12 protein-coding genes are annotated in these 13528 nt (G+C 29.3%); 3 read left to right on the top strand and 9 right to left on the bottom strand.

The features are described 5' to 3' along the window. Positions 1-144: 144 nt before the first annotated feature. Both J3E06_RS06100 and J3E06_RS06105 read left to right on the top strand, forming a co-directional pair. Positions 145-645 carry a 6-carboxytetrahydropterin synthase QueD gene (locus J3E06_RS06100; RefSeq protein WP_013179739.1) on the top strand — a complete coding sequence of 167 codons (501 nt, stop codon included), beginning with the start codon at positions 145-147 and terminating at the stop codon, positions 643-645. A 213-nt stretch (positions 646-858) separates the two neighbouring features. Further along, on the top strand, positions 859-2835 hold the full coding sequence (locus J3E06_RS06105) for a DNA topoisomerase VI subunit B (protein ID WP_013179740.1): 1977 nt from the start codon (positions 859-861) through the stop codon (positions 2833-2835). A gap of 119 nt (positions 2836-2954) precedes the next feature. Here the strand turns inward: J3E06_RS06105 and J3E06_RS06110 are convergent, their stop codons facing one another. Both J3E06_RS06110 and J3E06_RS06115 read right to left on the bottom strand, forming a co-directional pair. Further along, positions 2955-3674 (bottom strand): MIP/aquaporin family protein, encoded by a 720-nt coding sequence (locus J3E06_RS06110; RefSeq protein ID WP_013179741.1) that lies wholly within the window; start codon positions 3672-3674, stop codon positions 2955-2957. A gap of 251 nt (positions 3675-3925) precedes the next feature. Then, entirely contained in the window at positions 3926-5425 is a 1500-nt protein-coding gene (locus tag J3E06_RS06115; protein ID WP_013179742.1) for a DUF2193 domain-containing protein, read from the bottom strand. 402 nt (positions 5426-5827) lie between these two features. On the opposite strand from J3E06_RS06115, the gene J3E06_RS06120 reads away from it, so the two are divergent. After that, positions 5828-6316 carry a peptidylprolyl isomerase gene (locus J3E06_RS06120; RefSeq protein ID WP_013179743.1) on the top strand — a complete coding sequence of 163 codons (489 nt, stop codon included), beginning with the start codon at positions 5828-5830 and terminating at the stop codon, positions 6314-6316. 94 nt (positions 6317-6410) lie between these two features. Here J3E06_RS06120 and J3E06_RS06125 read toward each other — a convergent pair whose 3' ends face one another. From J3E06_RS06125 to J3E06_RS06155, 7 genes are all read right to left on the bottom strand, one after another. Beyond that, on the bottom strand, positions 6411-7160 hold the full coding sequence (locus J3E06_RS06125) for an exodeoxyribonuclease III (RefSeq protein WP_013179744.1): 750 nt from the start codon (positions 7158-7160) through the stop codon (positions 6411-6413). Between the two features lie 615 nt (positions 7161-7775). Continuing rightward, complete coding sequence (cyaB, locus tag J3E06_RS06130; RefSeq protein WP_013179745.1) at positions 7776-8375, bottom strand: class IV adenylate cyclase; 600 nt, start codon at positions 8373-8375, stop codon at positions 7776-7778. Then, positions 8372-8806: an ACT domain-containing protein gene (locus J3E06_RS06135; RefSeq protein WP_013179746.1), complete on the bottom strand. Its 435-nt coding sequence runs from the start codon at positions 8804-8806 to the stop codon at positions 8372-8374. Before J3E06_RS06135 ends, cyaB begins: the two co-directional genes overlap by 4 nt. 56 nt (positions 8807-8862) lie before the next feature. Next, the gene (locus tag J3E06_RS06140) at positions 8863-9705 is read right to left on the bottom strand and encodes an AAA family ATPase (protein WP_013179747.1); all 843 of its coding nucleotides are present in this window, start codon (positions 9703-9705) and stop codon (positions 8863-8865) included. Positions 9706-9884: 179 nt separating this feature from the next. Continuing rightward, positions 9885-10613, bottom strand: coding sequence for an METTL5 family protein (locus tag J3E06_RS06145; protein WP_048187354.1), 729 nt, complete (start codon positions 10611-10613; stop codon positions 9885-9887). Between the two features lie 292 nt (positions 10614-10905). Next, the gene (locus J3E06_RS06150) at positions 10906-12192 is read right to left on the bottom strand and encodes a hypothetical protein (RefSeq protein ID WP_013179749.1); all 1287 of its coding nucleotides are present in this window, start codon (positions 12190-12192) and stop codon (positions 10906-10908) included. Between the two features lie 15 nt (positions 12193-12207). Beyond that, a complete protein-coding gene (locus tag J3E06_RS06155; protein ID WP_013179750.1) occupies positions 12208-13452 on the bottom strand; it encodes a right-handed parallel beta-helix repeat-containing protein in 1245 nt (414 codons plus the stop codon). Between the last annotated feature and the right edge of the window lie 76 nt (positions 13453-13528).

Consider the following 13528-nt stretch of genomic DNA (forward strand, 5'->3'; position numbering starts at 1 on the left):
TATTATCAAATACAAAATGATTTATTTTAAAATAATTTCTAACTATTAAACACTAACCATTAACCATTAACGTGTAATTATTAACGTGTAATTATTAACGTGTAATTATTAACGTGTAATTATTAATAATAACGGTGATAAATTATGATTATCGAATTAAACGGAATTTACGGCGGTTTAAGATTTTCTGCAGCCCACATTGTATTTGGACACGAAAGTTGTGGTGTAATACACGGTCATTCGTACTATATAGATGTTAAATTGTCTGGGGAACAAACGGGACAATTTAACTTTGTATGTGATTTTAAAGTCATTAAAAGCATTGTAAAAGAGCTTGCAAATGAAATGGACCATAAATTATTAGTTCCTGAATACCATCCTGAGGTAAAATACGAAATAAAAGACGATTATTTATTTATGGAATATAATCACGATGGAAAACTTAAAAAATATATGTTCCCTTGCGAAGATGTGTTAATGTTGCCATTAGCTTCGACAACTGCTGAAGAAATGTCAGAATACTTCGGAGAACATATTAAAAATGGTTTGGACAAGTTAGGGCTTTTGAATAGCATAGAATGGATAGAAACAACCGTTAACGAAGGCATAGGTCAAGGTGCAAGAAGTAATCTTTTAATAAAATAATAACTTAAAATTTAAATTTAAATGATTAATACAGTACATTTAATATACTAAAATGAATATACTACAATTAATGTAAAATTAAAAATTAGTATGTAAATTTGGGGTTCAAATTCTGAATATATAACCTCTAAATTTTAAATTATTTAATTTAAAACATTTTTTTATTATTTATCAATATCGATATATCGATACAATATTAATGTTGGTGATATTATGGCTGATGAAGTCAATCTATTCGATGAGTTTAAAGAACACTCAATATCCGAATTTTTTAGAAAAAACAAGCATATGTTAGGTTATAGTGGTAAATTAAGAAGTATGACAACCATTATACACGAGTTGGTGACTAACAGTATGGATGCTTGTGAGGAAGCTGAAATATTGCCAGATATAAACGTTACAATCGAAAGATTGGGCAACGAATACTACAAACTCATTGTAGAAGATAACGGTTCGGGTATACCTCCTAAGTACGTGCCAAAAGTATTTGGTAAGATGTTAGCAGGTTCAAAATTACACAGGCAGATACAATCAAGAGGACAACAAGGTATCGGTGCAGCTGGTGTATTGTTATTTTCACAAATGACGACAGGAAAACCTTTAAAAATTACTACTTCAACCGGCGATGGCGTTATTCACGAAATGGATATACAAATGAGTATCTCCAAAAACGAAGGAGACGTACTTAGCCACAAAACACGTGAAGGAATGTACCGAGGTACTAAAGTAGAAGGCGAGTTTAAAGAAGTTACTTACAGCAGAAGAGAACAAGGACCGTTCGAATACCTTAGAAGAATTAGTTTATCAACACCTCACTCAAAAATAACCTTAAAAGACCCCGAGGAAGAAGTTTTATTCGATAGAACAGTTTTCCAAGTTCCGGAAAAACCTGAAGAAATGAAACCTCACCCACACGGTATAACAACCGATGAAATGTTGCACATTGCAAGAGAAACAGAAAGTTCAAGACTTTCAAGTATGTTAAGCTCTGAATTGTCAAGAGTGACCACTAAAAGAGTTAAAGAATTGGAAATGTACATTTTAAGGGATAAATTATTAGAGCAATATAGAGATAGCTTTTTCTGGGATACAGTTATCGAATGTTATTTAAACGCTGATTTCAAGTACTACTTTGATAAATATGGAAAATATTTTGATAAAAAGGAAATTGAAGAAGTAAACAATTTAATTTTAGGATTACCAGAAGGATTATCTGAATTAAAACAATATTACTTAAAATATATAATTACAGAATATTTATTCAATAAATTTGATGAAGACCATATTAAAGAAATTAGAAATCAATTTAAGAAGAAACCAGAGAATTTTGTGGAATATGTAAGTAAACAATATTTAAATGCTTCACAAATGGATGAATTCAGGAAAAAAGTAAGATACATTACAAAAAGACCTGAAAGTTTTGTGAATTCATTAGTTGAGTTTTCAATGGTTTCAGATGTTGAATTAGAGAAATACAAAAAAGGAATTAAAAAATTATTAAAGATTAATCCAAAAGATGTTGATTGGAAAGAAGCTGAATTGTTGGTTTCCGTTCTTCAAGATATGGACTTTATGGCACCATCTACAATAGGTTTAAGACCTATCGGTGATGAAAACATTTTAAAATCACTTGAAACACTCGAACCAGATTTCTTAAAGACTTTAACCAGAAAACCTAAGACCTATAAAGGTGGAATTCCTTTCGCAGTTGAGGTAGGTATCGCATACGGCGGTAATGCAGGTAGATTCGGAGAAAACGGTAGAAAAATGGAAATTATGCGAAACTCCAACCACGTGCCTTTATTGTTTGATACCACAGGTTGTGGTTTGACAAACGCAGTAAAAAGCGTTAATTGGAAGAGATACGGTTTAAGAAGTGATGAAGATGCACCAATTACCATATTTGTTAACTTAATTTCAACTCATATCCCATATACTTCAGCAGGTAAACAAGCGATTTCAACCGGTACTGAGGATAATGAAGAGATATTTAACGAAATAAGACAAGCTTTAATGATTTGCGGTAGAGATTTAAATAACTATATTTCAAGAATTAGAAAAGCTAAAGAAGAAGAACAGAAGAGAAAGTACGTTATGAAGTACGCAATGGTATTTGCAGAAGGTTTATCCAGTATTACGCAAAAACCAAAAGATGAAATTGAGGAAAATATTATCTATTTACTTAGATAATTTTTATTAATTTTTTTTTAATTTTTTTATAAGTTTTTAATAATTTATTTTAATAACAGTAAATACTATTTTATTAATTTTTAAAAAAAAGAAAGTAAAAAAGAAAGAATTTATTTTAATTACTCTTCTCGTATGTATTTATAGATGAAAGCACCGATTAATGCCCCTAAAATTGGACCTATTACGTATATTGGGAAGTAAACCCATAAGTCAATACCATAGAACATATCCATTAAATAAGGTCCAAAAGTCCTTGCTGGGTTAAGGGAAGCTCCTGAGATACCGCCTATCGTCGTGATAATCCCCGCAACTGCCAAACCAATTATAAGCCCTGCAAATTTATTTGGAGCTTTTTTATCGACCGCTACACCCATAATTGTTATCATCAATAAGAAAGTACCTACTATTTCAGCAAGCATAGCCTGCATATATGTAAATCCTGCAGATGGAGCTGTAGCGCCCAATCCGCCAATTGTAGCCGCTGAAGCACCGATACAACCTATCAATAGTATTGACCCGAGTGTAGCACCGATTAACTGAGCTAATATATACGGTAAGACCTCTTTTGTGTCAAATTCCTTAGTTGCCCATAAGGCAATTGTGACAGCTGGATTGATGTGTGCACCCGATACAGCGCCTACAGCGTAAATTGAGGCAGTAATTGCTAAACCAAATGCTAAACCAATTGCCAGCCATTCACCAATTCCGCCAAGTATTCCAATACCTGGCATACCTAAGCTATTTGATATTAATAGTGCCATAATTGCAGAACCCGTACCAAAAAACACTAAAAAGCAAGTTCCTATCATTTCTGCAATAGATTTTTTAACAATGCTCATAATACCCCCTCATTTGCATTTGTTATTAAAAAATCAATATATTATCAGTTATTTTTTTATAAATTTTTAATTTATTAATATATTATTTATTAATATATTAGTTATTAATATATTATTATTTCTTAATTTATTCATATATTTCTTCTGAATTGATTAATTCCTTTTATTTTATCCAAATAACTGATAAAAAATTAGAGTTGGTATGAAAATATTTAATTTATTTATTTATTTATTTATTTTTTATTGGATATTTAAACTGATTCTCTCCATTGACAGTATTCGTGTCTGAAATCTACTAAGCAAGATGAAGCACATTTTTTACATACTCTTGCAGGTGCTCCAGGGTTATTTTTGTGTAATGCGATAGCATTAGTCATCATTGTAGCAGTGACTGGTTCACTTGTTAATAAACAAGGATAGTCTGACAATCTCATTAATGATGAGAATCTAACCGTTATAGCACACGCTGGGTACGCATATCTTTGTGGATTCATTATTACTTCGTTTTCGGCAATTGGGTCTAAATCTACCGGCATATCATTAACCATAGGCATTAATTTAGTTCCAGAACCATTTTTCATTCTTCTTGCTTTGTCAAGTGTTTTCCAACCCCTGTATATCATATCCATAAAATCACAGTTGTGCAATTCTGCAGCAGCTCCTCTTTTTGGATATAACTGTACATAGTTGTGGAATCTTCTTGTAAGCAATTGTACAACTGTTGGAGCGTTAAATCCATCTAATTCCAATATATATTCAACAGCAGCCGCAGTAGAGCCAGTTGCTAAAGATAATACATCAAACTCTGATTTGTACTTATCTATGTTATTTCTTAATGTATTGTCCATTACTTTTGATGTAGCTTCTATTATGGCCATTATAACATCGTCTTTACACATATTGTATGTAGATTGTGCAATGTGGTGAGAAATATCCCCTACACAATAAGCCGGTACTGTTACAATGTTTGCATAGTTTACATCGGCGTCTATGGCTTTTTTAACTGTGCTCTCCATTTTTTTCTTATAGTCTTGCATATATTTTAATACATCAAAGCTTGTATGTCCTGCTTCTTCCATTAATTTAGCTTGAGCTTGTATTGGTGTATCATAAATCATTTTTATGGTTTTTATTTCTTCGTCGATTGCTTCTTCAAGTGTTTTTCCATCTTCTACCGCGTGGGCGAATTTATCGCCTATCCCATATGATGTATTCATACCCCAAGATTTCGATGCCAATATTGCCTGTTTGTAATGTTCTGAAATGTCTGTCTTTCTAAGTATCTGGTTTACGATATTGCTCGTGCTACCCGGTATAAGTGCAAAGTCAACTACACAGGTTGGACCGTAAAATCCGCCGTATCTTCGGACTACTTCTTTACCAATAAGTGCACTGTTCTTTTCAACTGAATCTATGAATTTTTCAACCGCTTCTCTAAATTTAGGGTCTTCATTATAGAGTATTTCCAATATTGCTGGAGTTTGGTAATGTTCTACGAATGGGTCGTCTTCTGGACGTACCGTATCGGTTAAATCGCACAACGTATCGTAATGGATTTTAACTGAATTTTTATGTAAATCAAATACCTCACTACATTGGTCGCCGATTGCTTCCATTTTTTGAACTGCATCAACATATGGTTTACCATCTGTTAATTTGTATTTAGTACCCCTCTTGGCTTTGATAACCTCAACATCAGCCCATTGTGCTGCCATTGCTTCATTTATCATTTTTTCATACAGTTCTTTCATATTAGCACCCCCTCAGATATCATATAACTGTATAATATATAATATGTTTTTTATCATATTATATACTTTTCATAAAATCTAAACCTGTAACTTATATATATGACCTTTAAGGGAGGGCATATTGTCGTATTGATAAATTTTAAATGCAATACTATTTTATATAGTCCGGTATCTAAATATATAAACTTGTGAGATGTATAATTATTGGGACTCAAAATTAAATTATATAAAAAATAAATTATATAAAAAATAAATTGCGTAAAAATTTACTAAATAACCTTTAAACTCTAAAAAACAAAATTAAGAAATAATATATAATAAAAGAAATAATTAGTATATGATTAGTATATAAAATACTTATAAATTTTATCATACTATAAAACACTAATACATGGTGAAAATTTGATTGCAACAATAATTACAAATAAAGGTACAATGAAAGCAGAGTTATTTGAAAAAGAAGCTCCTATAACGGTAGAAAACTTTAAAAAATATGCTGAAGAAGGTTTTTACAATAATACTATTTTTCACAGGGTTATAAACGGATTTATGGTTCAAGGTGGCGGTTTCACAACAGACGGAGTTCAAAAAGAAACCCACGCTCCAATTAAAAACGAAGCTAAAAACGGTTTGTCAAATAAAAGGGGAACCTTAGCAATGGCAAGAACAAACGTTGTAGACTCAGCTACAAGCCAATTCTTTATAAATCACATCGATAACGCATTTTTAAACTACCAAAATGATATGAACTACGGTTATGCAGTATTTGGGGAATTAAAAGAAGGTTTTGAAGTTTTAGACGAAATAGCTAAAGTTAAAACTGGGAATAAAAGTTATTTCCAAGACTGGCCTGTAGAAGATGTAATAATTGAAAAAATAATAATTGAATAATTAATGATTAATTAATCATTATTTGATTAAATTATTTTAATATTTTAATATTAATATTTTAATATTTTATTCTTTTTTGTCAATTTGATTTTAATTAGCAGTCTAATTCTAATTTTATAGGGCAATGGTCAGAACCATAAATTTTATCCAATATTACAGACTTTTTTACATAATTTACAATAGAATTAGAAGTGCAAAAGTAATCAATACGCCAACCGATATTTTTAGCTCGTGCATTGTGCATATATGACCACCAAGTGTAATTATCCGATTCTTTGTTGAATAATCTAAAAGTATCCACGAAATTGTTTTCAACGTATTTGTCAAAGCCCATACGTTCCTCTTCCGTAAAACCGGCGTGTTTTTTGTTCGTTTTAGGATTTTTTAAGTCAATTTCTTTATGGGCTACGTTTAAATCCCCGCAAAAAATTAGGGGTTTACTTTCATTCAAACTAAGCAAATATTCTAAAAATTTGGTATCCCACTTCATACGATAATCTAATCGAGTTAAACCCCGTTGAGAGTTTGGCGTATACACATTTACTAAATAATAATTGTCATATTCTGCGGTAATGACCCTACCTTCCTCATCAGGGAAATTATCCATCCCATAGGTAATATTTTTAGGTTTTTGTTTCGTAAATATTGCAGTTCCCGAATAACCCTTTTTTGAGGCAGTATTCCAATATTGTTTATATTCGGATAAATCCAAAATTTGAGATGGACTATTAGTTTTAATTTCTTGTAGGCACAGTATGTCCGGATTTTCCTGTTTTACAAAGTCAACAAATCCCTTCTGCAATATAGCTTTAATTCCGTTAACATTCCAAGATATTAATTTAATATTATCCCCCTTTTTATGATTGTGGTATAAAATATTTAATTTGGTAAAAAATAAACATAATGAGTATAATAAACATAATACACAGGATTATGTTTAAAAGACTGTGATATGTTAACTATTAATAATTTAATAAATTAGTAAATTATCAATTATTCAATAATCTAATTAAAAAAGTTTGGATGATATATTGGCATTAAATAGGTTTATTGCGATTTAATGGACTTTATCATCAAAAATACGGTTTTGTTGTTAAGTAATTATTATTTCCCCAATTCTACGTATTTTAAAGACATACAATTTTTATTTTTATATTTTTTATGGCACTTAGAAATTCATTAAAAATAATGGTATCGTCGAGCCTATCATTGCTAAGCCAACAATTATTGCCACTAACTTCCTGCTATCCACAATATCCTCTCCAAATAGTGTATAATTAGCTTTTTAATTTTTACGGGTTTAAAGTCAGATTTAATATAATTATTTAATATTTAAAGTTTTTTATATATATACTTTATTATATTAATTTTAGTTTTTAAATAAAAAAAGTAATTAAGTATTTGGTTAATCATCTAATTAATCGTTTAATTAATCGTATGGTTCGGATATTTTGAGTATTTAATTAATACCTAATTTTTCATCCCTTAATTCAAGATATGACTTTAATTCAAGATTATTTTTGTTAATTCCAATCGTTTCAAGAACTGAAAATAATTTTTCAAGAGCTTCATCTTTTTGCTCCAAGCTTTCCACAGTAATCTCCAATTCTAAGTACTGACCTACATCGTCAACTGAATCAATAGATGCCTCGATATATTCCTCTTCAGTCGCACCTATGGTTTTTCTAAGCAATTTCCTAACTTTTCGAACTGGTTTAACACTTTTAAACCCTAAACTTTTAAAAATATTGTCCATAACGTCGATATCTTCGACTTCAGTTTCGTGCTCCACACGAGTTTTAGAAATTTTATCTAATTTTTTACCTTTATACGTTATATACGTATTTTCGTCAATAACGGATAAATCGTCATTTAAATTAGCAGAACGTCTAATTCTAAGAGCTTCATCAGTTTCTCTAAAATTTCTATCAATACCATTATAATATACATCGATTTGTTCCTTAATACCTGATTTTTTAAACCCTAAATTTTCTAAACCGGATATAACTTTATTAATATCTTTATTTTCAAGAGAAACTTTTATTTCAACTTCTATCATACCAATGACACCTTTATTACTTTGTCCTTTAATATTTTTTTTAAATCTTCATAATCTAAATTTTCAAGACTTAACCAAACTACAACCCGCTCATCTTCTTTTTCTAAGGTAGTGGCTGATATATTACCGCCTTTTTCAGAAATTATAGATGTAATTTCGGCTAATAGTCCTATTTTATCATTTGCAACAATCCTAACTTTAATACTTATTAAATTAATATGTTTTTTCTTCAATAAATATTTTCCTTCATTTGTAAGGCAAATGCCTCCGAATTTACCTTTTCGTGTTTCTACAAGTCCTAAATCACGTAGTACTCGAATGTGGCGGTCAATATTTTTAGGATGGGTTTCTAATTTCCCCGCTACATCTTTTGTTGTACATACGCCTTCTATTGCTTGCATAATTTCAAGAGTTTTTCCAGTAACTTCCATTTTCTCACTTTAAACCAGTATATTGGTCAGCATCTGCATTTTAATTTTTATAAATTTTATGAATCATTTTTTAATGAAATTTGTTTTTTCATATCATTTTTGGAATCTTTAAAATCTTTAGATTCATTATTTTCTGATAGTTCTTCTAATCCGTGCTGAACAATTTGAAAATCTATGTATTCCCCGTCTTTATGAAATCTATGTTTTTCAAGAGTTAATCTCCTAAAATTCTTAAATTTTTCCAATTTTAATATGGATTTACTCCAGTAAGCTAATAATTTCCCGCCAGTAGGTTCAAAACTATCATCATACGAATTTTTAGGGCTAATTTTATTACTTTTCAAATCCCCGTATTTTCCGTATTTTCCGTTTGTTTCATTTTCTTCGCTAAAGTCTTTATTTTTATAATCTGTAGGCGGTTCTGATTTGTATCCGATACTGTCTTTAGCTTGATTAGTTAAAAGGACGGCAGTATCATTTTTTTTAGCAATTTTATTTAATATATGAATCTGTCTTGCTAAATTACGGTTTAATTCAGTGTTATGAAACACATTGTTTGATAATTCCAATCTATATAATGATGAAATACCATCAACAATTATCAAACCAATATTTTCAACTGCTTCAAGACTTTCAATAACGTTGCATTGCTCTTCAAAAGTGTATGGTTCGCAAAGTAGTGTATTTTTAAAAATACCTTCACTATCTTGTGGACAAATCTGTTTAACTCTTTCTGTGGATAAACTACCTTCTGTATCAATGTATATTACTTTTTGATTATTTTTAGCAAATTTTATCATTGCAATAATACAAATATTTGTTTTACCACTTCCGGGAGGTCCATATATCTGAGTTATGGTTTTTTTCTCGATTTCTCCATTAATTATTCCTTTTAACATATAACCACTATCTTTAAATTATATTTATTGTACTTTTAATTTTATAAAATTCAGCCTTAAAAATTATAAAAACTATTTGTAAAATCTAATATATAATAATTTGTTAATAATTGTTAGGATTTGTTAATAAATTACTAATCAAATTTTGATATAGTTTTGATATAGTTTTGATATAATTTTTATTCAATTCGGTATATATCGACAGGTATATTAACGAATTTTTTCTTATGGAACTCGTAAATTGCAGGAATTCTAAAATATGCCTGGAAAATATGGGTAATATTTCGATTATTGTCTGAAACGTACTTTTTTATAAATTCCCGAGACGGAGTATTATGAATTGTATAAATAACGTCTGCAACTTCCAAAGCTTTTTCAAGGAAAACCCTATCTGCAAATTTATTTGTAGTCTGAGCTCCGAATGGTGGATTTTGAATTACGATAATTTTTTCATTCCCATTTAACTCAAAATTATTAATATCCTCATTATTTTTTAAATCTTCCAATTTTTTGAGTATATTTTCTTTTGAAACATCTTTTATATCCATAGTTTCAAAAATGCAAATATTTTCAACATTATTAATATTTTTATTTTCAAGTACATATTTTAAGTTAAATTTTTCAAGTATATTTACCATATTTTTCAAATTATAATTTGCCGTTTTAGTTGATTCTTCGTCGATATCAACCCCATAAGCAAATTTAGCCCCCAGTAGTAAAGAACCTATTGAAAATCGACCAGTTCCACAGCCCAATTCAATAATAATGTTGTCTTGTATATCATCTCTTGCAAACATTAATAATTCGCTTGCAAGGTTTCCCTCTGTGGAATATTGTTCCAATTCTACTTTTGGGTTAGGATGAGCCTTTAAATTATCTAATACCATTTCAAGATGTTTCTTTTTTATCAAAATTCCACCAAATTCTTATAAATTTATATATGATTTACATAATGGATTATTATTTACTTTAAAATATAATTGCAAATTTAAAATAGATTTTATTACTATTAAGTTTATTGTTTTTATAATATATATGATATATTTTCAAAATTTTAAAAAGTAAATATGAATATGAATATGAAAATAAATAAAATAAATAAAATAAATAAAATAGATAAAATAAATAAACATAATCTTATACTAAAAATAGAATAAAAAAAATAGATTAGTTGAATAATATTAGTCATACTTTATACGATTATTCAACTAAAACTGGCTTACCATCAACCCATTTAACTAAAATAGGCTCTTCTGGTAATTCGGTAAGTGTTTTAAAGTATTCGACTGCAGCTTCTGTTCCAAATCTATCGGAACCCGCTATATAAATTATGTAATGTGTTTGAACAATTGAACCAGATGTTTCCTGTACTTTAAGTACTTGGATTATACCGGTGTTTTCACCAGGGTAATCATTTGAAATAGGTTTTTCAAACATATCATTGTACTTGTTAGCGAATGCGTTTGAAACTGGTCCGCCTATAACGACTGCATCTTCATTTAATGTCATATCGTCTTTGTAGCCCAATACGTTATCTTTTAATTCTTCTCTTGCTAATTTCGCATCTAATGGGTCGTCAGCAATTACATTTGATAATGTGACCCTATCCCTTATATTTTGTGAACCGAATCCTTCTTTAGTACCTTGTTGTTGTTCTTCTTTTACGATTGTTCCTACGCTACTTTTTGAAGGGGTTGGTTCAGGTTCAGGAGTTGGCTCAGGTTTAACTGCGCCCATATAGTATTTTGGTTCATCTGTTAAAGCAAATATATCAACTATCATAGGTTTTTCATATCTTGATAGATTTTCAACAGTTGGGTAGTATAATTCCTTAATAACATAGTTATCAGGAGTTTCTTTTAATGGATATGGGTCATGCATACGAGAAATACTAATTACTGAGTCTATAACTCCATTGTTGTCGTCATCTTTGTACGAATCATTTAAATCATAGTAATTTCCAAGTCTGTATGTGAATTCTTGTCCATCGTATTCATAAACAACTTTTGGTGATGCAATAGGACCCGAACGTACACTACCACGCTCAGATTTATTTATTTTATTTAAATATGCGTAGAATTCTGCACCATCTATTGCAAATATATTTTCACTAATGTTATGAAATTCACAGTTATGTACTGAAACTCTATTGGCATTACATATGTAAATACCACGTTCAAAGTTTGAAATATTTAAATTTTTAATTTCAATATTTGTAAAATTATAGCCTTCTCCTACGTAAATACCAAACCCTGGTTCAGACGCATTTGTAGTTAATTTAAAATTATTTCCGTCAATTATTACATCACTTGCATTTATTAAAATACCTGATTGGTAGTTTTGTGCGATAATCAAATCTTCATCAAACGTATATGTTCCAGATTCATTTATTGTCGTATTAAATGTCATTATTGCTCCACTACAAGTTCCTAAAACAAATAGTGTAAGAGACAATATGGTTAAACTTAATAATGCTGATTTTTTCAATTTTTCACCCCCTTATTATCTAGGTACTACACCTATACCGCCTTGTGGTTTTACATAAATACCATTATTACTATCGCCTAAATCTTCACCATAGTAATTCCCAAGTCTACCGGTGTATGATTTACCATTGTATGCAAAAGTCATAATTGGCGAATGTGGATAGTTTGAAGATACCGAATATGGTGAAATAGCATATCTGTTGTTTTGAAGATTATTTAAATAAATATGTACGCCAGTAGTTTCTAATGAAATACCATCCCTACAATTAGATATCGTATTTTGTGATATCGTATTGTTAGTACCGATACACTCTTCGCATATATACATACCGCAATCACTACAATTATTAATGGTGTTATTAGTAATGGCCATATTTTCAATGGTTGTAGATTCTACTTTAATAGCACAACCGTTCCACGAATTTTCTAAGTTATAAATATTCATAAATTTATTATTTTTAATATCATTATGGTTAAAGTATGAGTCGCCCGTACCTATAAATACAACCGTATAATATGTACAATTTATAAATTCGTTATTTTCTAACGTATTATTCTCACATTCCTTAAATTCATCACAATAGATAGAATATTCGGAATTATTTATAAATTTATTATTTTTAAAAGTGTTGTTTGTGATATTGTATATCGTATTTGTTTCAAACATAATTCCTAGAACGCCGTTTGTAAAAACACAGGAATCAATCACAGAATTATTTAAATCAAGAGTGTTATTTAAACCATATTTTGATAGGTTAAATAAACAGTTTTTAATTTCGGAATTTGAAATATTTTTTATTTTTAAACCTGTTGAACAATTTATAAATTCACAGTTTTCAACAACTAAATTATCAGAATTTGATATGTATATAGGATTTGTTGAATTTATGGATTTAACATTAACAAGCTTTAAATTATCAATATAATTTAAATATATACCTTCTGTGAAGTTAGTTAATACTAAATTTTTTATGGTAATATTGGTATAGTTATTATCTTCATTTGAACTTACAAGTGCTTTTGAAAATTCATTCAATGAATTTAATGTATTGTTTTCAAAATCAAGTGTAATATTACTTGAAGCTATTAATCCAAAACCTTGACCATGTGTAAGGTTATAGCTACTGTTAATCACAGTGTTATTTTCACTATCGTATTCGTGTATGTATGGGTTATCTGCACTACATGCGCCAATACAACACAATATCAATGATAAAAATACCATCAATGATAGTATATATCTTGAATTTTGTATTTTCATTATTAACCTCTTTATGTATCCATTATTCGATACAATTATAATTATACTGATTTTAATTTTTTAGTAAATATTCATA

Source organism: Methanococcus voltae (genome assembly GCF_024807655.1).
Lineage (GTDB): Archaea > AGJL01 > Methanococci > Methanococcales > Methanococcaceae > Methanococcus > Methanococcus voltae_D.